Source organism: Amycolatopsis sp. WAC 04197 (assembly GCF_003947475.1).
GTDB lineage: Bacteria > Actinomycetota > Actinomycetes > Mycobacteriales > Pseudonocardiaceae > Amycolatopsis > Amycolatopsis japonica.
In genome coordinates this window covers 1-23,979 of the sequence record NZ_QHJK01000009.1, presented here as the reverse complement: position 1 = coordinate 23,979, position 23,979 = coordinate 1, and the positions used below count along the sequence as shown (strand labels likewise).

21 protein-coding genes are annotated in these 23,979 nt (G+C 69.3%); 12 read left to right on the top strand and 9 right to left on the bottom strand.

All coding sequences use genetic code 11. The features are described from left to right. The first annotated feature begins 556 nt into the window (after nucleotides 1-556). Entirely contained in the window at nucleotides 557-1,201 is a 645-nt protein-coding gene (locus DMC64_RS30140) for a hypothetical protein (RefSeq protein WP_125736304.1), read from the top strand. Here DMC64_RS30140 and DMC64_RS30135 read toward each other — a convergent pair. Continuing rightward, nucleotides 1,107-1,772, bottom strand: coding sequence for a trans-aconitate 2-methyltransferase (locus DMC64_RS30135; RefSeq protein WP_199755151.1), 666 nt, complete (start codon nucleotides 1,770-1,772; stop codon nucleotides 1,107-1,109). The two genes, DMC64_RS30140 and DMC64_RS30135, sit on opposite strands and share 95 nt — an antisense overlap. Nucleotides 1,773-1,864: 92 nt before the next feature. Further along, nucleotides 1,865-2,554, bottom strand: a complete 690-nt coding sequence (locus tag DMC64_RS30130) for a DUF998 domain-containing protein (RefSeq protein WP_125736303.1) — start codon at nucleotides 2,552-2,554, stop codon at nucleotides 1,865-1,867. Nucleotides 2,555-2,789: 235 nt separating this feature from the next. Here DMC64_RS30130 and DMC64_RS30125 point away from each other — a divergent pair, with 235 nt between their 5' ends. Then, the gene (locus DMC64_RS30125; protein ID WP_125736302.1) at nucleotides 2,790-5,288 is read left to right on the top strand and encodes a M14 family zinc carboxypeptidase; all 2,499 of its coding nucleotides are present in this window, start codon (nucleotides 2,790-2,792) and stop codon (nucleotides 5,286-5,288) included. Nucleotides 5,289-5,619: 331 nt separating this feature from the next. Here DMC64_RS30125 and DMC64_RS30120 read toward each other — a convergent pair whose 3' ends face one another. Then, the gene (locus DMC64_RS30120; RefSeq protein WP_037344146.1) at nucleotides 5,620-6,699 is read right to left on the bottom strand and encodes a DnaJ domain-containing protein; all 1,080 of its coding nucleotides are present in this window, start codon (nucleotides 6,697-6,699) and stop codon (nucleotides 5,620-5,622) included. Nucleotides 6,700-6,883: 184 nt separating this feature from the next. Between DMC64_RS30120 and DMC64_RS30115 the strand changes: the two genes are divergently transcribed. After that, on the top strand, nucleotides 6,884-7,717 hold the full coding sequence (locus DMC64_RS30115; protein ID WP_233629873.1) for a S9 family peptidase: 834 nt from the start codon (nucleotides 6,884-6,886) through the stop codon (nucleotides 7,715-7,717). Nucleotides 7,718-7,723: 6 nt separating this feature from the next. Here DMC64_RS30115 and DMC64_RS30110 read toward each other — a convergent pair whose 3' ends face one another. Further along, nucleotides 7,724-8,647, bottom strand: a complete 924-nt coding sequence (locus DMC64_RS30110; RefSeq protein WP_125736300.1) for a hypothetical protein — start codon at nucleotides 8,645-8,647, stop codon at nucleotides 7,724-7,726. Then, the gene (locus tag DMC64_RS30105; protein ID WP_125736299.1) at nucleotides 8,644-9,141 is read right to left on the bottom strand and encodes a hypothetical protein; all 498 of its coding nucleotides are present in this window, start codon (nucleotides 9,139-9,141) and stop codon (nucleotides 8,644-8,646) included. The genes DMC64_RS30110 and DMC64_RS30105 overlap by 4 nt, the downstream gene beginning before the upstream one ends. Nucleotides 9,142-9,358: 217 nt before the next feature. On the opposite strand from DMC64_RS30105, the gene DMC64_RS30100 reads away from it, so the two are divergent. The 5 genes from DMC64_RS30100 (at nucleotide 9,359) to DMC64_RS30080 (ending at nucleotide 14,172) form a co-directional block, all read left to right on the top strand. Next, the gene (locus DMC64_RS30100; protein WP_125736298.1) at nucleotides 9,359-10,768 is read left to right on the top strand and encodes an APC family permease; all 1,410 of its coding nucleotides are present in this window, start codon (nucleotides 9,359-9,361) and stop codon (nucleotides 10,766-10,768) included. Continuing rightward, on the top strand, nucleotides 10,765-11,664 hold the full coding sequence (locus DMC64_RS30095; RefSeq protein WP_125736297.1) for an ROK family protein: 900 nt from the start codon (nucleotides 10,765-10,767) through the stop codon (nucleotides 11,662-11,664). The genes DMC64_RS30100 and DMC64_RS30095 overlap by 4 nt, the downstream gene beginning before the upstream one ends. 101 nt (nucleotides 11,665-11,765) lie before the next feature. Continuing rightward, on the top strand, nucleotides 11,766-12,320 hold the full coding sequence (locus tag DMC64_RS30090) for an NADPH-dependent FMN reductase (RefSeq protein WP_125736296.1): 555 nt from the start codon (nucleotides 11,766-11,768) through the stop codon (nucleotides 12,318-12,320). 23 nt (nucleotides 12,321-12,343) lie between these two features. Continuing rightward, on the top strand, nucleotides 12,344-13,324 hold the full coding sequence (locus DMC64_RS30085) for a daunorubicin resistance protein DrrA family ABC transporter ATP-binding protein (RefSeq protein ID WP_037344160.1): 981 nt from the start codon (nucleotides 12,344-12,346) through the stop codon (nucleotides 13,322-13,324). Beyond that, complete coding sequence (locus tag DMC64_RS30080) at nucleotides 13,321-14,172, top strand: ABC transporter permease (RefSeq protein ID WP_125736295.1); 852 nt, start codon at nucleotides 13,321-13,323, stop codon at nucleotides 14,170-14,172. Before DMC64_RS30085 ends, DMC64_RS30080 begins: the two co-directional genes overlap by 4 nt. Nucleotides 14,173-14,196: 24 nt before the next feature. Here the strand turns inward: DMC64_RS30080 and DMC64_RS30075 are convergent, their stop codons facing one another. Next, the gene (locus tag DMC64_RS30075) at nucleotides 14,197-17,322 is read right to left on the bottom strand and encodes an AAA family ATPase (RefSeq protein ID WP_125736294.1); all 3,126 of its coding nucleotides are present in this window, start codon (nucleotides 17,320-17,322) and stop codon (nucleotides 14,197-14,199) included. Nucleotides 17,323-17,578: 256 nt separating this feature from the next. Between DMC64_RS30075 and DMC64_RS30070 the strand changes: the two genes are divergently transcribed. Beyond that, nucleotides 17,579-18,853, top strand: coding sequence for a cytochrome P450 (locus tag DMC64_RS30070; protein WP_199755149.1), 1,275 nt, complete (start codon nucleotides 17,579-17,581; stop codon nucleotides 18,851-18,853). Between the two features lie 4 nt (nucleotides 18,854-18,857). Here DMC64_RS30070 and DMC64_RS30065 read toward each other — a convergent pair whose 3' ends face one another. Beyond that, entirely contained in the window at nucleotides 18,858-19,484 is a 627-nt protein-coding gene (locus DMC64_RS30065) for an alpha-ketoglutarate-dependent dioxygenase AlkB (RefSeq protein WP_125736293.1), read from the bottom strand. Between the two features lie 100 nt (nucleotides 19,485-19,584). Between DMC64_RS30065 and DMC64_RS30060 the strand changes: the two genes are divergently transcribed. Further along, complete coding sequence (locus DMC64_RS30060) at nucleotides 19,585-20,364, top strand: alpha/beta fold hydrolase (RefSeq protein WP_233629872.1); 780 nt, start codon at nucleotides 19,585-19,587, stop codon at nucleotides 20,362-20,364. Here DMC64_RS30060 and DMC64_RS30055 read toward each other — a convergent pair. Beyond that, entirely contained in the window at nucleotides 20,336-21,019 is a 684-nt protein-coding gene (locus DMC64_RS30055) for a hypothetical protein (protein WP_233629871.1), read from the bottom strand. The genes DMC64_RS30060 and DMC64_RS30055 overlap by 29 nt on opposite strands. A gap of 30 nt (nucleotides 21,020-21,049) precedes the next feature. On the opposite strand from DMC64_RS30055, the gene DMC64_RS30050 reads away from it, so the two are divergent. Further along, nucleotides 21,050-21,655 carry a hypothetical protein gene (locus DMC64_RS30050; RefSeq protein WP_125736291.1) on the top strand — a complete coding sequence of 202 codons (606 nt, stop codon included), beginning with the start codon at nucleotides 21,050-21,052 and terminating at the stop codon, nucleotides 21,653-21,655. Nucleotides 21,656-21,687: 32 nt separating this feature from the next. On the opposite strand, the gene DMC64_RS30045 is transcribed toward DMC64_RS30050, so the two are convergent. Next, entirely contained in the window at nucleotides 21,688-22,647 is a 960-nt protein-coding gene (locus DMC64_RS30045; RefSeq protein ID WP_125736290.1) for a pseudouridine synthase, read from the bottom strand. 402 nt (nucleotides 22,648-23,049) lie between these two features. Between DMC64_RS30045 and DMC64_RS43025 the strand changes: the two genes are divergently transcribed. Further along, nucleotides 23,050-23,826: a hypothetical protein gene (locus DMC64_RS43025; RefSeq protein ID WP_233629870.1), complete on the top strand. Its 777-nt coding sequence runs from the start codon at nucleotides 23,050-23,052 to the stop codon at nucleotides 23,824-23,826. The last annotated feature ends 153 nt before the right edge of the window (nucleotides 23,827-23,979 follow it).

Here is a 23,979-nt window from a genome sequence, read left to right as displayed (position 1 = left end):
AGTAGCCGGATCCGGGCCTGTTCTACCTGGTCCTGGGGTGCGTGACCCGCCCGGCCGCGAGGGCCGGTCCGGACAGGGCACGACCGAAGAGCGGATGCTGTCAGCCATCTGATCGTAACGCTGTGCATCCGTTTCGGTTCGCGTCGCCTGCGGGCCACACGAATGCCGGAGTAGGCGTCGTGTGTGCCGATCCGCGTCAGTGCTTCGCCGCATCGGGGGTGAACCTCATGTCCCACCACGAGAACCACACGGCAGCGCCCCGATCTTGGTTCGATCGACTTCTCGAACGCTTCCACGAATGGCTTTACGCGTCCGGCGAGGACTCGAGAGCGGCCGCTCGTGGCTGGCAGGTGACCCGGGTGCCGAACAGCAGGCGCCGCGTCTACCGCGATCCCCGCTGGGACACCGTGCACGCGTGCGAACCGTGCGGAGGCACGGGGTGGTGGCCCTACGAGGACGCCGTTTGCCCGGACTGCGCCGGTGCCGGTGTCGTCCGCTCCATTCCCGCGGCGGCCGTGGCCGCCGAGCAAACCGCCGGACGGACAGGAGGAAGGTCATGAGCCGTTGGCAGGAACCCCAGGCGATCGCCGAGCTGGCCAGGGAGATCACGGTGGTCAGGAGGCCCAACCCGATCACCGCCCTTTACCACTGGCGGTACGAGATCGGCGCGCTCCTCGTCCTCCCGTACGCGCTGTTCTCGCTTTTCCAGGCGGCCGGCCCGATCTGGGGCGCGGTCGTGCTGTTCGGCGTCGCGAATTGGCTGTTCTACTGGAAATCGGCGCGGCGGTTCCTCCGCGACCGGCTGCGCTCGATCGTCGTGCAGCACCGGTTGCGGACCGGATTCGCCCGCGCCCGGGTGTGCACCCTCGACGGCAAGCTGCCGGTGATCCTGTGGACCAAACCGCGCGGCGACGAGGTCGAGGTCACGGTGTTCTGCCCGGCGGGGGTCGGTTACGAGCGCATCGAGCAGCGGCGGGCGCTGCTGGCCGCAGCGTGCTTCGCCACCGACGTCCACGTGTACCGCCACCACAAACGTGCCAACGTGGTGCACCTTTCGGTGTGCACGGCGCGGTTGCGCAAGGACGCCGACGACGACGCCGTCGAGATCACGCCCGCGCCACGATATGCCGGGCAGACGGACGGTGCCGCCATTCCCCTTCCGGCGCCCTTCGCAGGAATTCCTCGCGCAGCACGGCGATAAACTCTTCACCGCGCGCGTCCGCGAGCGGCCGCATCGGCCCTGAACGGGTGTGCGCGGTGAAGAACGTGTCCGCGTCGGGGTGGATCATCGGGAACGACAGGGGCTCGTCCCGTTCGAGCGTGGCGCCCTCCAACGCGGGGACGAGCCGTTCTTCCCAAGAGCGGTCACCGGCCGGGACGTGTTCCCGGAGCACCTCGGACAGCACCGTGAAGGCCCCGCCCGATTCGGTGCTGTGCGGCCAATAGACGACCGAAAGCACCCCGCCGGGGCGCAGGGCGCGGGTCCAGGACCGGAGAGCGGTGTCGGGTTCCGGGAGTTGCTGGAGGCCGAAGACCGAGACGATCGCGGCGGCCGAGCCCTGGTCGAGTTCCGAGGCGTCGCCCTCGACGACACGGACGAGCGGGTTGCCCGCGGCCCGGTTCCTGGCCCTCGCGGCCATCCCCGCGGACAGGTCGATGCCGACGATCTCGCGGCCGGGCAGCTGCCCGGTGAGCACGTCGAGTTCCGGGAAGGTCCCGCAGCAGGGGACGACGACAGGGCCCTCGGGCAGTGCCTGGGGCAGGGCGTGCACCGCCGCCGAAACCCAGGGCGCGAACCGCGGGACGTAGTAGGCCTCGTAGCCGTCGGCGGCTTCGTCCCAGGCGCGGGCGAGACGTTCGGCGGTCAGGACGCGATCTCCAGGGCTTCGGCCTGCTCGGTCACCGGCGCGGTGACCGAGCGCGCGGGGATGAGCAGTGACGCCAGCGCGACCAGCCCGGTCAGTGCCATCGCGCGTTCGACCAGCCCGAGGGGGATCGCCCGCCACCAGGGCTCGCCGCCGTTCATCGAGACCACGATCGCCCCGAGGATCACGCCGAACCAGGCCAGGGCGGCCACCGCGAGCACCAGGGTCACGGCGCGCCGCGCGGGGGAGGAGGGGAAGACGGCCTTCGCCGCGAACCACACGGCCAGCGGCAGGCAGACGAAGGCGACGACGCTCGCGATCCGGTGCACCGTCCCGCCGGTGCTCGGCCCGATCGCCCAGTTGTTCTTGGGGAACGCCACGATCACCACCAGGCTCACCGTCCAGAGCGCGCAGAAGACCGATGCCGCGGACAGCGCGGGAAGGTGCTTGCGGCGGATCAGCGCGCCGAAGCCGATCGCCGAGCCGAACGCGACCAGCAGGACCGCGACGTCGAAGATCCACTTGTTCTCGCTGAGCGCGTACTCGCTGATGGTGCGGCGGACCGGGCTGATGTCGCTGGTGGCGGGAAGGACCTGCAGCAACAGGATCAGCAGCGCTCCGCCGGCGACGGAGACCACGGCGGCCAGCAGGGCCAGCGGTGACCTGGCGGTGACCTGGGGCGTCGTCATGGTTGAAAGGTAACCACCCAACCTGAAGGTTTTCTTAGGCCGACCTGTCGGAATCGACAGGAAAGTCCCATTCTACGGCGCGCGTGCCGGTGATCGTTCCGGCACGGACGGTGAGATCGTTGGGCCGAAAGAGGTGTAGACGACTTGTGGCGGGTCCCTCCGGCGGGGTCGCGGGTCTAGGGTCTCGCTACCGGTGACCTCACCCGGTCACCGGACTGTCCAAGGAGGTCAGTCTGTGGGGTATTCACCAAACCGGCGAAGAGCGGGATGGACCGCGGCGACCCTGGTACTCGCCGGGGCCTTCGTGGCACTTCCGTCGGCCACGACGGCGGGGGCCGCGGACAACGTGGTGCGGGCCGATCAGGCCGTGCCGCGTTCCTGTTTCGCCGCGCTGCAGAAGCCGGGTACGTCCGGCACCGATCGGCGCGAGTTCACGTCCACAGTAGACGGTCTGCTGCAGGCGCGCCTGGCGCCGCGCGGCGGCACCGAAGGCGACTGGGACCTCGCGGTCTTCGACAAGGCCACCGGCGCCGTGGTCGCCGCGTCCGCCGCGTTGCGCAGCCACGAGCTCGCCGAAGGCTTCGTGAAGAAGGACCAGAAACTGGTCGTGCAGACCTGCCGGTACGACGGCCGGACGCGCGACGCGGTTCTGGGGGTCGATTTCCTCGCGCTCACGCCGCAGGGGACCCCGACCGGCGCCGCGCCCGCGCCGCAGCGCGCCGAACTGGTCCGGGTCGAGACGCCCGCCAAGCAGGACAAGGACAAGCTCCTCCGGCTCGGGCTGGACGTCACGGAGAAGGCCGACGCCACCGGCGTCGAGGTCGTCCTCGCCAACGACGCCGACCGCAAGACACTGGCGGACAACGGCTTCAAGTCGAAGGTGGTCGACGGCGACCTTTCGGCGCGGTCGATCCAGAACGCCAAAACCGACCGCGAGTACGCCGCGAAGACGCCGGGCTCCACCCTGCCGTCCGGGCGCACGAGCTACCGGCACCTCTACGACTACCAGTTCGAGGTCAAGGAACTGGCCCGCAAGAATCCCAAGATCGCCACGGCGTTCACGCTGCCGCAGCCGACCTGGGAAGGCCGTGACGTCGTCGGTCTCGAGATCGCGACCGACGTCAAGAACATCGCCGACGGCAAACCCGTCAACTTCACCATGGGCGTGCACCACGCCCGGGAGTGGCCGGCGGGCGAGCACGCCATGGAATGGGCCCACGAACTGGTCAAGGGCTACACCGGCAACAACCCCGAGATCCGCGGTCTGGTCGGCCGGACGCGCAACATCATCGTGCCGATCGTCAACCCCGACGGCTTCGAAATCTCCCGTGAGGCCGAGCCCAAGGGCGACTTCTCGCGCTTCGACTACGAGATGAAGCGCAAGAACTGCAACGTCAACGACTCGCCCAAGGAGTTCGCGACCGGCGTCTGCAAGGCCAACCCCGGCGGCCGTGAACGCGGCACCGACCCGAACCGCAACTACGCGGGCTTCTGGGGCGGCGCCGGCGCGTCGACCCTGTGGCGCAGCGACACGTTCCGCGGCTCCGGCCCGTTCTCCGAGCCCGAGACGCAGAACATCCGCTCGATCGTGTCGAACCGCCAGGTGACCAACCTGATCACGCTGCACACCTTCTCGAACCTGGTGCTGCGTGTCCCGGGTGTCGCCGCCGTCCGTCCGCCGCTCGACGAGCCGGCGTACAAGGCGCTCGGCGACAAGATGGCCTCGCGCAACGGATACACCAGCCAGCCGTCGTGGGCGCTCTACGACACGACCGGCTCGACCGAGGACTGGTCGTACTGGGCCACCGGTGGCTGGGGCTTCACCTTCGAGATCGGCAACACGGAGTTCCACCCGCCGTTCGAGGCCGGTGTCGTCGCCGAGTACACCGGCGTCGCCCCCGCGGCCGGTGCCGGCAAGGGCGGTAACCGTGCGGCCTTCATCGACATGATGGCCAACGCCGCCGACCCGGCGGCGCATTCGACGCTGATCGGCACGGCGCCGAAGGGCTACCAGCTGAAGCTGCACAAGACCTTCCAGACGCCGACCTCCCCGGTGGTGCAGCCGGACGGCTCGACGAAGCCGCCGATCTACGTGACCGATGACCTGAACTCGTCGCTGTCGTCGACCGGTGGCCGGTTCGCGTGGTCGATCAACCCGTCGACCCGTCCCTACGTCGCGGGCCGCTACGGCCGCGAGCCGCAGGGACCGGCGCAGGCGGCGATCCAGGTCGCCAACCCGCCCGGGGTCCCGGCGATCAACACGAACTACCCGACCGACCCGGCTTCGGAGAGCTTCACGTTCCACGTGGACGGGCTCCCCAAGGTCGACAACGGGAAGTTCAGCGTCGACGTCAAGTGGGCCAGCCAGGACACCGACTGGGACCTGTACGTCTTCGACGCCGCGGGCAACATGGTGTCGTCGTCGGCGAACGGCGGGACCACGGAAGAGCACGCGATCCTGTACGACCCGCCCGCCGGGGACTACCGGGCCGTGCTGGTCAACTACTCGCAGGCGAACCCGTCCACTGTGGACGATTGGACCGGCGGTGTGTCGTTCCAGTCGCCCATCCCGCCGACCTACGGTCCCAAGGAGGCGTACCAGCTGACCTGTACGTCGCCGAAGGGCAAGCTCGTCGGGCTGGCGGACGTCTACATCGACCGCGGCCAGACGGTCGACGTCGGTGAGGTCTGCACCCGGTCGGCGCGCGCCAAGAAGGAGCGCTCGGGCCGGTAGTTCCTCGTTTCGCGTACGGTCGGTGCCGGCACCGACCGGGCCAGGAACGGTCCTTTCCTTGCAAATTCTGCAAGGAAAGGACCGTTCATTGCATGAGAGAGGGCCCCGGAGCCGCGTTCGCGAGGTTGCTCCGGTACGGAATGTCGCGAAAGCCACTTTCAGGACACCTGATGTCTCGAAAGTGGCTTTCGCGACACGGGAGCGCTGACAGGACCAGCACGCGTCGGCGCACGCGTTGCCAAAGCCACTTCCGTAACCTTCAACGTTGCGAAAGTGGCTTTGGCAACGTCGCGCCGTCAGCGCGTCCGCATTCAGAGGACGAAATGCGGGGCTAGACGGTGCCGACCACTCGGTCCCGTACGACTCGCATCGTCGCCGTGTCCACAGTGGACGGCTCCGCCGCCAGCCAGCCGCCGATCTCGTGCAGGAACTGCTCCGGCGTCATCGGCGGCGCGGGGGAGGGATCGTCGGGATCCGTGGTGATCTCACCGGTCCGGCTCGGGTACACGACCATCGCCCCGCGCAGCGTGACACCGGGCAGCACCCGCCGGAATTCGGCGAGGCTTTCGGTCAGTCTGCTCCCGCCGCCGCGGAAGGCGCGGCCGTTGCGCAGCAGACGGTCGTCGTCATCGGTCTCGTAGTGACCCGGCAGCCACAGCTTCGATTCCACGAGCACGAGCCGCTTCCCGCACAGCACCGCGTGGTCGACGTCGGCGAACACCGAGTCCGGCCACGAGAGGCCGTGGAAGATCCGCGCGCCGGGCAACCGGGTCAGGTAGCGCTCGAGCATGTCGGCGGTGAGGCGCTCGGCGAGCTCGTCGGTCTCGACGCCGGGGGTGCCGAACACGCGTTTCCCGCCGAACTCCGCGGCGAAGCGGTTCTTGGCGCGGGAGGCGGCCAGATAGCCGCGCGCGAGCCGTTGCACCAGCAGGGCGGTTCCGGCGGTCAGGATCAGCCAGACGATCAGCGTGGGGGCCGAGAAGCCGACGCCGGTCAGCACCGGCAGCAGGACCAGTACCATCCCGCCGACCGCCGCCACCACGGGAGTGTGCCCGGGGCCGCGACGGCGGCCGTGGCGCACCCGCTCGTCCTGCGCGGCGAATTCCCACCATTCGAGGTCGTCCGGGTCGATCACGACCGGCTCGGGCTCATAGCCGGGTTCTTCGCCGAAACGGCGCCGCGGTCGCGGCCGGATCGGGGCGCGCACCGAGCGCCCGCCCGCGTCGTAGCCCGCACGCCGCATCGGATCGCTGAGCGTGTCGTAGGCCTCGCGGACCAGCTGGAACGTGAGGGCGGATCCGCCGGTGTCCGGGTGATGCGACTTCGCCAGCCGCCGGTACGCGGTCTTGATCTCGTTGACCGAGGCCGCCTTGCCCACGCCGAGCACCTCGTAATAGTCGACGTCGGGCACGGGCGGTTCACCTCCAAAGGGCCGGGCCGCAACACTATTCGGCCGCCGTCGCCGGGTCGCAACCACCTCCGCGGCGCGTCGGGGTGACGTCGCGGGCATACTGTTTCGCTTGTGGCGGAACGAGGTCCGCCTCCGCCGCGTCCTGGATATCGTGGAGATCGACAGCGTACGAGGAAGGATCGCGGTGGGAGAACCGGTCACGGGCACGGCTGCTGGGGTGCCGTTCACCGTCTTACCGCCATCTGCCGAGGTCAGCGGACCCGCGCCGGTGGTGGTCGCCTGGCACATGATCGACGCGCCCCGCTCCGACGCGGCGTTCGCGGCCGCGTTGCCGCTGGCCGGGGTGCCGGCGTGGCGGGTGTATCTCGGAATGCCGTTGTGCGGCGCGAGAATGGTCGACGGCGGCATGGACGCCGTGGTCGAACGAGCCCGGCGGGACGCGATGCTCGCCTACGTCGACCCGTTCGTCCGCCAGGCGGCGCTGGAATTCCCCGCCGCGCTGGCCGAACTGCGCGAACGCTTCGGCTTCGACACGTCCCGCACGGCGGTCGTCGGCGGGTCGCTCGGTGGTGCGGTGGCGCTGACGATCCTGGCCACGCGGGAGATCCCGGTCCGCGCGGCGGCCCTGATCAACCCCGCCGTGCGAGCGCGTTCGGTGGTCGGCTTGGTGGAAGGCCTGCTGGACCAGCCGTATCCGTGGAACGACGAGGCGGAACAAGCCGCGGATCAGCTCGACTTCGTCGCACGATCGGGTGAAATATCGGCGCGGGAAACCCAAGTTCCGCTGATGCTCGTCTCCGGCGAGGACGACTATCCGTCGTTGCGCACCGACGCCGACGATCTGGTCGCCGCGCTGCGCGAGCGGTACGCCCGGCCGGACGACGTCCAGTTGGCCAGGGTGCCCGGTCTCGCCCATCCGCTGGCCGAAGATCCGGGCATCGAGCCCGCGCCGCAGCTGCCGATCGCGAAACTGGTGGACGACACGGTCGCCGAGTGGCTGGTGCGCCACCTGGGCTGACGCACGTCAGCAACCGGGTGGCGGCGCCGAGCGGGGCGGGCCGAATTCGAGGCGCAGCTTGTCGGTTTTCGGGATCACGAACGCGACACCGGTCGAGGCCCGCCAGTTCGCCGGGAGGAAGACGTACTGGCCGCTGGACTGGAGCAGCAGCTTCAGCCCGGTGTACCGGTACTTGTAGGCCGATTCGGGGTCGGCGCATTTCACCTGCAGGACACCGTTCGCGGTGAGGTTGAGGCTTTCCGCGCTGTACAGGGTCGCGGCCGGTCTGGTCGCGATCACCCCGGAGGCCTCGAAGGCACGGCTCGTGCCGACGGCTCCCGAGTAGTCGCCGACCGCCCAGAAGAGGCCGATGCTCACCAGGACGTAGCCGGTCACCAGTTCCGCGACGCTCGACCGGGTGCTTCCCGTTTTGTGCGCGGTCCAGTGCCGCCAGGAGAAGAGCACCATCAGGACCCCGATCGCGAAGCCGATCCCCGGCGCACCAGGCCGGTCGCGGAACGGTTCCGGGTCGAGGGCGATCGCGGTCGTGACGGCGAGCAGCGTGAGGCCGAGGACACCCGCGACGGGCGAGCAGATCCGCAGCAACCGCGCCCAGGAACCCTCGCCGAGGCGGATCTTCAGGAACCGGGTCAGGACGAGGAACAGCAACGCGGCGCCCGCGGCGGCGGTCAGTGGCAGGAGGACCCCGTCGACGCCGCGCCCGAAGATCTCGTCCGGTGTCTGGCCGAGCAGGGTGTAGTGCACGCGGAAGTAGATGAAGTACGTCTGGGTGTAGACGAGCCCGAAGTAGTAGAGCAACGCGGTGAGCAGGGTCGTGTTGGCCAGCACGGTGCCGACCAGCTTGAGCGCGTGCGACGGGCCCGCCGTGGGTTCGGGCTCCGGCGGCGTGGGGGCGCGCAGGCCCCGGCGTAGTGGCCGCCGGGTGCTCATCCGCCGGTGGTTTCGGTCGGCTGGGAGCTTTCCGGCTTCGGCGGTGCCGAGCTTTCCTCCGTGGTCTCGGTTTCGCAGGCCCTCGCCCGGATCGTGATCGTCTTGCCGGGGTAGACCGGATTCGGGCCGATACTGCGGATGCAGTTCCCCTCGCCCACCACCACGACCGAGACACCGCATCGCCGGGAGCTCTTGCAGAGGCGTTCGAGGTTCTGCTCGATCGCGTCCTTGGCGGTGGCGGGGTCGGTGCCGAGCAGGTCGCTGTTGTATCTGATCGGGCTTCCGGGCACGACACCGGGCGGAGGGGAGTCCTTCGTCGGGCCCGGTCCCGTCGGCGGCGCGTCGGACGACGCCGTCGGGGCCGTCTCCGTGGTGATCCCGCTGTCGGTCGTCAGATCGCCCGGCGCCGTGTCGCGGGGCGCGGACGTCCCGCCGCAGGCCGTCGCGAACCCGAGTGCGGCGATCGCCATCGCCACGCTGAACAGCCGTTTCATGGACCTCACCGTCCTCGGAAAAGACGTCCTTCTGGGTAAGGACGCGGAACGAGGAGCCCCTGATACGTCCCGCGCTGGTCCATTCGGGCGTATTACCCGGGATTCCGCCCTTTCGGGCAATCCCGGGTGGACCGGTGCGCGACAACTTCGCCGCGTGGCCTTCCGACACGCCCGAAATTATGTTAAGAAACTTTACTAACTAACAGGGAGGCGCGTTTTGAGTTCATCCCCGCGGCCGGGGCTCGAGCGGAAGATCGGGCCGCTCCAGGCGACCGCCATCAACATGACCCAGATGTGCGGCATCGGCCCGTTCGTCACCATCCCCGCGATGGTGGTGACCCTCGGCGGCCCGCAGGCCATGTTCGGCTGGCTCATCGGCGCGGTCATCGCGCTGGCCGACGGCCTCATCTGGGCGGAACTCGGCGCCGCCCTCCCCGGTGCCGGCGGCACCTACGTCTACCTGCGCGAGGCGTTCGGCGTCCGCACCGGCAGGCTCATGCCGTTCCTCTTCGCCTGGAGCGCGGTGCTGTTCATCCCGCTGATCATGTCCACCGGCATCATCGGCCTCGTCCAGTACCTCGGGTACCTGATCCCCGGTGTCGCCGACGACGGCGGGACGACGACGCTCGGCAAGGTGATCGGTCTCGGGATCATCGCCCTGATCGTGCTGGCGCTGTTCCGCAAGATCGGCGAGATCGGGAAGCTGACCACCGTCCTGTTCGGGATCATGCTGTTCGCCGCGCTCTCGGTGATCGTCGCGGCCTTCACGCATTTCGACGGCGCGCAAGCGTTCGCCTTCACGCCGGGCGCGTTCTCGTTCGACGGCGGCGCGTTCTGGGCCGGGCTCGGCGCGGGCCTGATCATCGCCATCTACGACTACCTCGGCTACAACACCAGCGCCTACCTCGGCGGTGAGGTGCGCGACCCGGGCCGGACGCTGCCGCGCTCGATCATCCTGTCGATCCTCGGCATCATGAGCCTGTACTTTCTGCTGCAGCTCGGCGTCCTGGGCTCGGTCCCGCTGGAGGAGCTGAAGACCGCCACGTCGGTCGCCTCCACCGTGCTCGAACAGGCGTGGGGCACGGGCGCGGCCAAGGTCATCACCGTGTTCATCGTGATCGCCGCGATCGGTTCGGTGTTCGCGGGCCTGCTCGGCGGTTCGCGGGTCCCGTTCGAAGCCGCGCGCGACAAGGTTTTCCTGCCGGTGTTCGCCAAACTGCACCCGAAACTGAACCTGCCCACCGCCGGTGTGCTGACGATGGGCGCCATCGCCGCGATCGGCTCGCTGTTCACCCTGACCGCGGTGATCAACGCGGCGGTGACGGTGCTGGTGCTCATCCAGTCGCTCGCGCAGGTCGCGGCGATCGTGGTGCTGCGGCGGCGACGGCCGGAGCTGGAGCGGCCGTACCGCCAATGGCTCTACCCGATCCCGACGATCATCGCGCTGCTCGGCTGGGTCTACATCTACTTCTCCGCCACCTGGCTGTCGATCGGGCTTTCGGTGGGCTGGATCGTGCTGGGCGTGGCGGCGTTCCTCGCCTACGCGAAGGCGGAGCGCGTGTGGCCGTTCGGGCCCAAGGGGATTCAGGAATCGTTCGCGGGGGCGGCAGAGGGGAACGGGAAGTGACGGGGGAAGAACTGATCCTGGGGATCGACTTCGGCGGGACGAAGGTCGCCATCGGGCTGGCGGACAGAGCCGGGAGCCTGCTGGTCACCCGGAGGCTCGACACCGACGCGCAAGCGGGCGCCGAACAGGTGGTGAGCCGCGCGCTCGCCGCGGCGCGGAAACTGCTCGCCGACGAAGGCGCCGCGGACCGGCTCGTCGCGATCGGCGTGGTCAGCCCGGGCATCGTGCTGGAGGACCGCATCCTGCTCGCGCCGAACGTGCCGGGCTGGGAGGAACTGCGGCTGCGCGAACTCGTCGCGGCCGAGTTCGAGGGCGTCCCGATCGAGGTGGGCACCGACGCCAAGGCGGCGGCGCTCGCGGAATGGCGTTGGGGGGCACTGGCGGACACCGATCCGGCGGTGTTCCTCTCGCTGGGGACCGGGATCGCCGCGGCGGTCCTGGTCGGCGGCCGGCTGCTGGCCGGCGCCAACGGCGCTGCGGGAGAGATCGGGTACAACCTCCTCTCGCCGCAGGACACCGACGGTTTCGCCAGCGGAGCGGCGCCGCTGGAGGAGGCCGTCGGTGGGCGTGGGCTGGGCGGCCGGGCGAGTGTGCTGCTCGGCCGCCCGGTAACCGCGGGCGAACTGTTCGGCCTCGCCAGGGAGAACGCGCAGGCGAAGGAACTCGTCGGCGCCGCGCTCGACGAACTGTCGATGCACGTCGCGAACCTCGCGATCGCGCTCGACCCACAGCGCATCGCCGTCGGCGGGGGACTGGTGCGCTCGGCCGACATCCTGCTGCCCGCGCTGCGCGAGCGGCTGGCGCGGGCCGTGCCGTTCCCGCCGGAACTGGTGTCGGCGAAATTCGACCAGGACGCGTCCCTGCTGGGCGCGATCGCGATCGCGCTGGACGCGTAGCGAGATCACCGACCGAAGCCGCCGGGCTTCCGCTAGATCCGATCTAGCGGAAGCCCGGCGGCTTTCTCGCGCCTGAGGGGTGAGGCGAGAGGAGGTCGGTCATGGACGTCAGTCCGCTGCGGGTCGCGGTGATCGTCGGCAGCACCCGCGAAGGACGGGTGGGGGACACCGTCGGCAAATGGTTCACCGGCCAGGCGGAACACCGGGACGATCTCGTCACCGACGTGCTCGACCTGGTCGACTTCGACCTGCCCTCCGGGCTTCCGGAGCATCCGACGCCCGACATGAAGCGGTTCGCGCGGCTGGTCGACGAGGCGGAGGCGTTCGTCGTCGTCACCCCCGAGTACAACCGCAGTTTCCCCGCGTCGCTCAAGCAGGCGATCGACTGCGCCTACGACGAGTGGCGCGCGAAACCGGTCGGCTTCGTCTCCTACGGCTACCGCTCGCAGGGTCTCTACGCCGTGGAGCAGCTGCGCACGATCTTCACCGAGCTGCACACGGTGACCATGCGCGACACGGTGGCCTTCAACCTCCTCGACGGCACGCTCTTCGACTCCGACGGGCAAGTGCAGGCCGTGACCACCTTGCTCGACGCGCTCGCCTGGTGGGGCCTCGCCCTGCGCGACGCACGCGCCGCCCGCCCCTACGTCTGCTGAAAGCTTCTGAAAGGAAACGGAAAATGAGTGAACTGGCCATCGAAGCCTCGGGGCTGGTCAAGGTGTTCGGCGAGAACCGGGCGGTCGACGGGATCGACCTGAAGGTCCCAGCCGGCACCGTGTACGGCGTCCTCGGGCCGAACGGCGCCGGCAAGACCACCGCGGTGAAGATGCTCGCGACCCTGCTCCGCCCCGACGGCGGTGAAGCGCGCATCTTCGGCAAGGACGTCGTCCGCGACGCCGACGCGGTGCGGTCCATGGTGAGCCTGACCGGGCAGTACGCCTCGGTCGACGAAGACCTGACCGGCACCGAGAACCTGGTGCTGATCGGCAGGCTGACCGGGCACCGCAAACCGGCCGCCCGCGCACGGGCGGCGGAGCTGCTGGCGGCGTTCGGCCTCACCGAGGCCGCGGGACGGCAGGTGAAGAACTACTCCGGCGGGATGCGGCGGCGGATCGACATCGCCGCGAGCATCCTCAACACCCCGGACGTGCTCTTCCTCGACGAGCCGACGACCGGGCTGGATCCCCGCAGCCGCAACCAGGTCTGGGACATCGTGCGCGCGATCGTGAAGCACGGCACCACCGTCCTGCTGACCACGCAGTACCTCGACGAAGCAGACCAGCTGGCTTCGCGGATCGCGGTCATCGACCACGGCAAGGTGATCGCCGAAGGCACCAAGGGGCAGCTGAAGGCGTCGGTCGGCGCGGGCGCCGTCCACGTCCGGCTGCGCGAGGCCGGCCAGCGGTCCGAGGCCGAGGCACTGCTCGTCCGCACCCTGGAGGCGCAGGTGCTCCTGGAGGCGGACCCCGTCGCGCTGACCGCCCGGCTTTCGGGCGAGAGCACCGAACAGGGTGCCGCCGAGCACGCCGCGCGCGCACTGGCCGAACTCGCCCGCGCCGGCATCGTCGTCGACACCTTCTCCCTCGGCCAGCCGAGCCTCGACGAGGTCTTCCTGGCCCTCACCGACCGCACCGCAACGCCTGAGGAGAGTGCAGCTTGAGCACCACGGCAGTCAAAGACAACGAACCCGTTCTCGCGGCACCGAAGGCGGAGGATCTCGCCGCCGTCCTGATCGCGAAGAACCGCCCACAGCGCCCGAGCGCGCTCTCCACTTCGGTCACCTTCGGGTGGCGCGCGATGCTGAAGATCAAGCACGTGCCCGAGCAGTTGTTCGACGTCACGGCGTTCCCGATCATGATGACGCTGATGTTCACCTACCTGTTCGGCGGCGCGCTGTCCGGCTCGCCGACGCAGTACCTGCAGTTCGTGCTGCCGGGCATCATGGCGAGCAGCATCCTGATGATCACCATGTACACCGGGATTTCGGTCAACACCGACATCGAGAAGGGTGTCTTCGACCGGTTCCGCACGCTGCCGATCTGGCGGCCGTCGGCGATGGTCGGCTACCTGCTCGGCGACATGCTGCGCTACCTCATCGCCTCGGTGGTGATCCTCGGCGTCGGGCTGATCATGGGCTTCCGGCCCGCCGGGGGAGTCGGGGGCGTGGCCGCGGCGATCCTGCTGCTGCTGGCGTTCTCGTTCGCGTTCTCGTGGATCTGGACGATGTTCGGCCTGTTGCTGCGCAGCGAGAAGTCGGTGATGGGCGTCAGCATGATGGTGCTGTTCCCGCTGACCTTCCTCAGCAACATTTACGTCGATCCGGAGACGATGCCGGGCTGGCTGCAGGCCTTCGTCGACGTGAACCCGGTGACCCACGTGGTCGCGGCGGTGCGCTCGATGATGGACGGGAACTGGGACGGCGGCGAGATCAGCTGGGTGCTGATCGCCGGCGCGATCATCCTCGCGATCTTCGGCACCTTGACGATGCGGCTCTACAACCGCAAGTGAACCGGGGGTAGGTCCCCTGGCGGCTCACAGCCGCCAGGGGACTTTTTCCTCTGGTGCGTAACGGCACGAAGAGCCGGTGGTGACCGACGCGCGCAGGTGCGCGGCCAGCGCCGGATGCTGCTCGTCGAGTTTGCGCAGGGTGTCGCGGATCCGGGCGGTCACCGTCTTGCGGGCGCGTTCGGCCTCGTCGCCGAGTCGCCGGGTGCGGCCGCCGAGCCCGGCCGCGGACCGCAGTTCGGCGAGCAGCGCGTCCCGTTCCCGGTCCAGCGCTGCGGCGCGCGCGTCCTGGCCGAGGCCGGTCGCGGTGTCGATCAGTTCGTCGAGTTCGTCCAGCCGCGCGCGGTACCGGGCCTTCGCCTCGGCGTCGAGGACGGCGTCCCCGCCGAGACTCTTCGCGGCGACGACCACCTCGCCGCCTTCGGGATCGAGCAACCGCACCGCCGTCACCTCCGAGCCCGGCCTGCCGAGCAGGAAATGCAGATCCCGCAAGCCTTTCGAGTCCGGAAGGTGGGTGGTGACGCCGTCGAAGCGCAAGGTCCACACGGTTTCGTCGCGGCGGAACTCGGCCATCGGCGCCGTCGGGGTCCGCGCCTCCTGCCGCGCCCGTGTCACCCTGGCCGCGACCTGTCGCATACCGAGCGCTGTGGCTTCTTCGTCCACTTCGGACAGTAGGCTCATCGCGGCCGTCGCGTCGCCGTCGAGGTTACGGCCGGAAAGGGCGATCGCCAGCCAGGACTTGGCTTCGGCCGCCCAGACCGTCGCCCTGAGACGATCCGCGGAGACGACGGCACCGCGCAGCCGGTCCACCGCTTCGTTCCACCGTTCCTGCGCGAGATCGAGCCTGCCGAGCCAGAGGTCGACCGGGCCGGAGATCTCGCAGCCGTACAGGGAAACCAGCCACTCCCCGCTGTACGGCAGAAGGAGCGCGCGGGCCGCTTCACAGCGTTCGGGATCGCGTGAGACCGCCGCCGTATGCGCCTGACAACGCAACCACAACGCTTCCAGGTCACGCGGATACGGCTTCGCGTCGGCCGCGAGATCGGTGAGCCGGACGGCTTCCCCGACGTCCTCGCGCTGGGCGGCGGTGATCGCCTCCAGCAACCGGCCGTAGGCGTACCCGCTGCGGGAGATTTCGCGGTGCAGCCCGACGAGGTCGTCGAACCGTCCCTCCAGGCACCACCGGGCCCATCGCTGCAACTGGTTCAGGTCACCGAAATGGGGATGCTCGTCTCCTCCGTGGCACGAGACCACCTGCTGGATGAACGCCTCGGCTTCGGAGAACCGGCCCTGGAGCGTGGCGATGATGCTCTGGTCGATCCGGGACGCCAGCTGTGAACTCGGCGCCCTGCCGGTGGCCGCCAGGGCGAGGAACTCCTGGTATTGCTCGAAATACCGGGGATCGCCCTGTTCGAGCAGCGCCACCCACTTGAACGACGCCGCGTAGTGCTCCAATTCCGGGTTCGAGGTGCGGCGGCCGACGAGGACCAGTTCGTCGGTGAGCCGCTCACGTTCCGCGGCACTGCCCGGACCCCAGATCGCGTCGTGCCGGGCCCACAGACCGAACAACAGGGCGGAATCGTCCTGGTCGTCGCGGGCGGTGATCATGATGTGCGCGGTCAGTTCCTGCGTCATCTCCTCGACGGTGACGTCCCGGCCGGGCTCGCGGCCGCACAGTCGTCCGTGAGCTTCGGTGAGCACCTTGACCGTCTCGTCGACCCGCAGGCCTTTGTGGTCGGCGCGGATCAGGGTCAACGCGAGCCGGGCGAGGAGATCGTCGTCGTCGAGTTCGCGGATGAGCACGGAGACGTCGTCGAGGACTTGCCTGCCCTCCTCGGTTTCCTGGTGGCGGGTCAGATGCGCGCCCAGTTCGAGCGCGATGACCGCCTGCCGCCGCCGGTCTTCGACGATCTCCATCGCCCGCCGGTAGTGCGTGGTCGTCTCCTCGATCGCCATCCGGCCGGTGGCGTCGATCGCGGCGGCGAGCAGCAGATCGACGGCCTCGTCCGGATCGAGTTCACGCCCCGCGAGCAGCGCGTGGCGGGCCATGTCCGCGGGGAAGAGCCGGTCCGAGGACGACGGCGTCTCGCGGGCCGCCGCGACGACGGCGGCGTGATGCTTGCGGCGATCCGGTTCGGACAGGCTCGCGTACAGCGTCTCGCGGACGAGGTCGTGGGCGAAGGCGAACCGGCCCTGCCCGTGCACCACGACCAGCCGCGCCGCGACGGCCTGGTCGAGCAGGCGGTCCACCTGGGGTACGGGTGCCGACGCCACCCCCGCGAGCAGCCGCCGGTGGAATTCCCTGCCGAGCACGGACGCGGTGGTGAGCAGACCGAGGACCGGCTGGGGGAGCAGGGAAAGCCGTCTCTGCAGGGCGTCGGCCACGCCGGGGGCGATGGTCTCCGCGGAACCGCCGCTGTGCCACAGCCGGGCCGTCTGCTCGACGAAGAACGGATTCCCGCCGGTGCGGCGGTGGACCTCGGCGACCAGCGCGTCGTCGGGCTCCGCGCCCGCCGTCCTGGCCATGAGCGTGCCGACCTCGTCGGGTTCGAGGCCGGTGAGAGTGACCGAAGTGGCCTTCGCGAGCAACGGCAGCATGAGCGAGCGAAGCGGATGATCGGTCGCTTCGACCTCGACATCCCGGTATGTGCCGACCAGCAGCAGCCGTTCGAACCAGGTGTGCTGGGCGGCGAACTCCAGCAGCCGCAGCGAGGCGGCGTCGGCCCAGTGCAGGTCGTCGAGCACCACGACGACCGGCTGGTCCTGTGAGGCGGCCACCAGCACACTCGTCACCGCGTCGTACAAGCGGAACCCGTCGGCCGCGCCGTCACCGCGCGCCTCGCCGAGCAGGACGTCCAGCGCGCTGTCGGCCATCGCGGCCCAGCAGCGCTCGCCGACCGCGCGCCGCAGCCCGCGGACCACCTGTGTCCACGGCCAGTAGCCCGGGGCGCTCGCGGAGTCCCAGCAGGATCCGTTGAGCACGAGGGCGCCGAGACGCTTCGCCTCTTCGGCGGCGCCGGTGACGAGCGTGGTCTTGCCGATTCCGGCTTCCCCGGTGACCAGCACCAGCCCGCCGTGGCTTTCGGCGGCGCGGGCGATCTCCGCGCGGAGCACCCCCGCGGGATGGTCACGTCCGATGAGGGCGGCTGACATGTCCGAATCCTCCCAGTAGGGTCTGACAATCTCACGACGTGCGCCCGCTGTCAGGCGTTACCCCCGGTCCGTCGTGACCGACGGTGACCGACGTCTCCCGGTCGCCGGGAACCCCCGGCGGGGGAAATCCGACTTTCTGGACGTGAGTAATCGAGTGGGACGGCGGGTGAACAGCCGTCGAAATTCCTGCCCCGGCGGGCGAAGGCGGCCTGTTGTGCCAGGTCAGCTGGTCGCGGGCTGGAGTAGGGTGCAGAGTATGGGGAGCATTCGCTCGCGCGTGCTGGCGTGGATCGGCCGCCGTTACCTCGCGCGTCAGCAGAAGAACGGTTTCGACCTGTCCAAGATGTCGGTCATCCCGGACAACGCGCTGCTGCCGCTCAAGCGCGACGGCCTCGACCCGGTGGCCGAGCTGGGCCGGATCCGCGCGGCGGAGCCGATCAGCAAGCTCGACCTGCCGTTCGGGATGAACGGCTGGCTGGTCACCGGCTACGACGAGGCCAAGGCCGTGCTGGGCAAGGTCGGCGAGTTCAGCAGCGACTTCACGAACCTGGTCGGGAACGCCGGCGTGACCGAGGACCAGAACCCCGGCGGGCTCGGGTTCGCCGATCCGCCGGTGCACACCCGGCTGCGGCGGCTGCTCACGCCGGAGTTCACCATGCGGCGGCTGTCGCGCCTGACGCCGCGGATCGACGAGATCGTCGCCGAGCAGCTCGACGCGATGGAGAAGGCGGACGGCCCCGTCGATCTGTGGGAGGCCTTCGCGCTGCCGATCCCGTCGCTGACGATCTGTGAGCTGCTGGGTGTCCCGTACGAGGATCGCGACGACTTCCAGCGGCTGAGCACCGCGCGGTTCGATCTCTTCGGTGGCGCGGGGGCGTCACTCGGTGCGATGACCGAGTCGCTGTCCTATCTGGACGAGATCGTCAAGAAGCAGCGCGAGAAGCCGGGCGACGGTCTGCTCGGCATGCTCATCAAGGAGCACGGCGACGAGATCGACGACCGCGAGCTGGCGGGCCTCGCCGACGGTGTGCTCACCGGCGGGCTGGAGACCACGGCGAGCATGCTCGCGCTCGGCGCGCTCGTGCTGCTCAAGGATCGCGAGCTGTTCGAAACCGTTCGCGGCGACGACGAGGCCGTCCACAGGTTCGTCGAGGAACTGCTGCGGTATCTGACCGTGGTGCAGATGGCCTTCCCGCGGTTCGCCAAGGAGGACATGGAGATCGCCGGGGTCCGGATCGCGAAGGGCGACATCGTGCTGGTGTCGCTCAGCGTCGCGAACCGCGACGGCGTCCTCGGCGAGGACATGGAGAAGTTCGACGCGACCCGCGAGCCGACGTCGCACCTTGCCTTCGGCTGGGGCATCCACCGCTGCATCGGTGCCGAACTGGCCAGGATGGAACTGCGCACCGCGTATCCCGCGCTGATCCGCCGGTTCCCGGAGATGCGGCTGGCGGTCGAACCGGAAGAGGTCGGCTTCCGGAAGGTCTCCATCGTCTACGGCGTCGACGCGTTGCCCGTGCTGCTGGACTGATCTTTCAGGCGACTCCTCTCGGACGGAACTGGATGCTGATCCTCGGGCCGACCGGTTTGGCGGTTTTGGGGACGGCGTGTTCCCAGGTGCGCTGGCAGCTGCCGCCCATGACGATCAGGTCGCCGTGGCCGAGGGCGTGCCGGATCGTCTCGCCGCCGCCACGCGGGCGCAGTGCCAGCTGCCGGGCGGCGCCGACCGAGACGATCGCGACCATGGTGTCCTCGGTGCGGGAGCGGCCGGTGTCGTCGCCGTGCCAGGCGACACTGTCGCGCCCGTCCCGGTAGAAGCACAGACCGGAGGTCACGAACGGCTCGCCGAGCTCTTCCGCGTAGTGCGCCGAGAGCGTCTCCCGCGCCTCCGTGAGGATCGGGTGGGGGAGCGGCATGCCTTCGCGGTAGTAGCTCAATAACCGGGGAACGGCGACGACGCGGTCGTACATCTGCCGTCGTTCGGCGTGCCACGGCACGTCTTCGGCGAGCCGGGTGAACAGCTCGTCGGCGCCGGAGAGCCAGCCGGGCAGCACGTCGATCCAGGCGCCACGGGTCAGCTCGGTGCGCCGGAGCCCGTCGAGCGAGCCGAGCCCGAGCGCGGCGCACTCGTCGAACAGCGAGGCTTGAAGGGCGGGGGTCATGGCATCCGAACCTACCCCGGTTCCGACCATTTGTCGAACGGGTGTTCGAGTGGGCGTAAATGACCTGATTCTGTCGGTGGGGTCGGGCACGATGGTCCGCATGATCCACACAGTGAGGTCCGCGGACGGGACGCCGATCGCGTTCGAACGGCGCGGCAAGGGGCAGGCGCTGGTCGTCGTCGCGGGCGCGGGCAACGACCGGCACGGTGACGAACCGCTGGTCGCGGAGCTGACGGCCGAGTTCTCCGTGGTGACCTACGACCGCCGGGGCCGGGGTGACAGCGGCGACACCGCGCCGTACGCGGTCGAGCGTGAGATCGAAGACCTGGCCGCGGTGGTCGCCGCGCTCGATGAGCCGGTGATCGTGCACGGCATCTCCTCCGGGGGCGCGCTGGCGCTGCTCGCGGCCGCGGCGGGAGTGCCGATGACGCGCCTGTCGGTCTTCGAGCCGCCGTATCGCGGCGAGACGGAAGAAGTTCCCGTGGGGTATGCCGACGAGATGCGCGAGCTGGTCGCGGCGGACCGGTGGGACGACGCCGTCGCGCTGTTCACGATGTCCGCGGTCGGCACCCCGGCGGAGGCCGTCACCGCGGCCAAGGCGACGCCGATGTGGGCGGAGCTGCGCTCGTTCGCGCCCACGCTCGTCTACGACGCCTTCGTGATGAGGGATTCCAAGGTGCCCGGCGAACTGGCGTCGATCGCGACGCCCGTGCTCGTCGTGAACAGCAACGGCAGCACCGACTGGCTGAAGGCCGCCGCCCTCGCCGCGGCGAAGACGGTTCCGGGGGCGCGTCGGGTCGAGCTGGACGGCGAGTTCCACAGTGTCGCGCCGGAGCGGCTCGCGCCGGAGCTCAGCGCGTTCTACCGGGATCCTCGATGAGGCGCAGGTAGGCCGCGCCGCGAGGGGAGATCCGGTAGCCGACTTCGAGGCTGAGCGTCAGGCCCAGGTTCTTCAGCTTGCGGATGTCGACTTTCAGCGGTTCCTTCTCGCGGCCGAGGAGTTCGGCGAGGTCCTGCGCGCGGCGGCCGGGATTTTCGGCTATGAGCCGCAGGGTCTCGTGCGTCCACGGACGACGTCTGTCCATCTTGGACAAGCGTTTGCCGATGGTCTCGGCGTCCTTTTCGGACAGTTCGGCGTCCGCGCTGAGCGCGTGCCGGGGATCGGGGCCGAGGTGCCGCAGGTGGACCCGGTAGACCGGGGCGTCGGCGGGGCCGCGCAGTGTCCCGCGGACCGCGTTCGCGGACTCCGCGCCGGAGCGGCGGGCCTCGGCCTCGGTGATGTCGTCGGGGTCGACGATCTCGACCGAGACGACCTCGATCACCCCGGCCTCCAGTCGCATGACGTCGCCGGCGCGGACGTTCTGTTTCGACCAGCGCCGGAAGGCCAGGTCGATCGTCCCGGCCGCCAGTCCTTCGAGGACCGTCAAGGAGAGGATCACCGTCGTTACCCAATCAGCGGGACGCCGGAGCGTCAACTTCTTGTCCGACGACGGTTCGTGCTCGTACAGTCGCAGCCTGGTCCTGGTCTGGACCATCACCGCCGCCCTGAGTGCGCAGGAGGCAGGATGCGGAGACGACTTCGGACCGCCGGGGTGGTCGCGGCGGCCGTCCTCGGCCTGATCGCGTCGGCGATGCCGGCGAACGCCCAGGTCGGAACGGGGCCGTGGACGGCGGAGAACCCCTCGTTCAACGTGCAAGAACGCGGATGCGGCCAGGTCGACGGGCTGAACTTCGAGCTGACCTGCTCCACCGGAAGCGGGGACCAACGGGCGGAACGACGCTACGTGACCTACACCGGCGGGACCCGGCAGTTCGAGGGCTCGTTCCGGATCACCAGCATGGCGGGCAGCCGGATCAGCCTGAAGCAGACCTTCCGCGACGCGCCGACCGCCGGCCCGTACTTCATGCTCGCGGTCGAACGCGGCGGGCGGCTCTACGCCGTGCACGGCGGGGACACCCTGGGAAGCGGCGCGACCGTCGGGACGTCGGTGCGGGTCAACACCGTGCACCAGGTCGGGAGCACGCACAAGGTGTACATCAACGGTTCGCTGAAGCAGACCGTGAGCAGCAGTAGCGGGAGCTACTACGACAAGTTCGGCGCCTACCGGACGGCCAGTGGGGCCGGGCCCGTCAAGGTGACTTGGAGCGGGATCAAGTTCTGGCGTAAGTGAGCCGGGTCGCCTCGTGAGTGGCGAGGACGGTTCTAACCGTCCTCGCCACTCACGAGGCTCGGGCCGCGGCGCCACGCGTCGAGGTCCGTCCACGCCTGGAGCGTCCGCCTGCTCTCGAACCGGCGGCGTTCCCCGGTGACCGGATCGGTGAACTCGAGGACTTTCGCCAGCAGCTGCAAGGGTTCGGTGAAGTCGTCGAGCGGGGTTTCGGTCAGCTCCGGGTAGAAGTCGTCGCCGAGAATCGGCAACCCGAGGCCGCTCATGTGCAGCCTGAGCTGGTGGGTGCGGCCGGTCGCGGGGATCAGCCGGTAGCGGCCGAGACCGTCGCGGTGCTCGATCAGCTCGACGCGGGTCTCGGCATTGGGCGGCCCGTCGATCTCCTGTGCGGCGATCACCCCGCGTTCCTTGACGATGCGGCTGCTGATCTCGCGCGGCATCGCGACGGCAGGATCGTGGCGCGCGATCGCCTCGTATTCCTTGTGCACCAAGCGGTCCCGGAACATCGTCTGGTATTTGCCGCGGACTTCGGGGGTGATCACGAACAGGATGAGCCCCGCGGTGACCCGGTCGAGCCGGTGCGCGGGGGTGAGCCGCGGGAGATCGAGGTCGCGGCGCAGCCGGACCAGCGCGGTCTGCAGGATGTGCCGTCCACGCGGGATCGTCGCGAGGAAATGCGGTTTGTCGGCGATGAGGAAATGCTCGTCGCGGTGCAGTACGGAAACCTCGAACGGCACCTCGACCTCGTCGGGCAGGTCGCGATGGAACCAGATGAACGAGTCCGGCACGAACGGCGAATCGACGCCCAGCGGCCCGTCGAGTCCGACGATGCGCTCCTCGCGAAGCATCTCCTCGATCCGTTCGGGCGCGACGCGGGGAAGCCGCTCGACGAGGTGCTCCCGCAACGTCGTCCACGGCCCCTCGGCGGGCATCTTGAGCCTCGCGGGATCGAGCCCGTGGCGGGGCGGGAGCGGCGGGCGGAGCTTGCGTCTCATCACCGCGCACTCTAGCCGCGCTCCTGGTCGAGAGCTGCCGCCGTGGTCTTCTGCGGGTGCTCGCCGGTGTCGCGAAAGCCACTTTCGGGACATCAGACGTCGCGAAAGTGGCTTTCGCGACACCGCAGGTCATCTGACGCCGCAGGACTTGTCCACAGTGGGGCTGGTGTGGCGAGTTGTCCACAGGGCAGGCGAAAGGTACTGGCGACCGAGGAGCCGGGAGCCGACGATCATGGGGTGAAATCCGGAGAGTGGGCTCGTGATCCCGAGGGGCTCTACCAGCACAGCCGTGGGGGCGTGATCACCGTCGCCCGGTTGACGGAACTCGGAGTTCCGTCGAGGACGTGTTATCGCCGGTGCCGTCCGGGAAAGCAGTGGCGTCGGCTGCTGCCGGGAGTCTTGATGCTGAATTCCGGCGAGCCGACCCGTCGCCAGCTGGTCGAGGCGGCCCTGCTGTATGCCGGACCGGATGCGGTGGTGACCGGAGCTGCCTCGTGCCGTCGGCACGGGCTGAAAATGCTGCCGGACGGCGCTTTCCGCGTTCATCTCCTGGTGCCACTCGAACACAAGGTAGGCAGTTCGGGGCATGTGATCATCGAACGAACGACTCGGCTGCCGCAGGCTGTCGTGTCCAGCGGTGTTCCGCTGGCACCTCTGGTGAGATCGGTGCTCGACGAGAGTCGTCGGCTTGGCTCGAGACGAGAGGCTTCCGCTTTGCTGGCCGAGGCGGTGCAGCGGGGTGTGAGCCTCGCGGAGCTGTTCGCCGAACTCGACGCCGGGAGCAGCCGTGGCACGGCGATCCCGCGCGAGGTGCTGCATCGGATCGCCGACGGAGCACGGTCGGCGGCGGAGGTCGACGCGATGAAGGTGTGGCGGCTGACCGGCTTGCCGGAACCCTTGTGGAATCACGAGTTGCGCGACGAGAACGGCGAATACATCGCGACCGCAGACGGCTACTTCGTGGCGGCGGGTCTGGCATGGGAGATCGATTCGTACGACTTCCATTTCGGCAAGCAGCAGTACGCCGCGACGGTGGCTAGAAACGCCAGGTACGCGGCCGCCGGCATCGTGGTTCTTCAGACCTTGCCCAGCCGTTTGCGAACGGAGCCGAAGCGTGTCGCCGCGGAACTCGTGGCCGCGTACCGTGCCGCCGAGGCCCGCATACGTCGCGCCGCTTGATCGGACGGGGTCGCGTCTCTTTCAGTGTCGCGAAAGCCACAGTGATGATGATGTGTGTGGATGGAGTTCTGGCGGGGTCTGGCTCGGAAAGCCACTGACGCCCTGGTTGGGTTGTCTTGCGAAAGATCTGCCGGCTTGTGCTGGGTCTCTGTT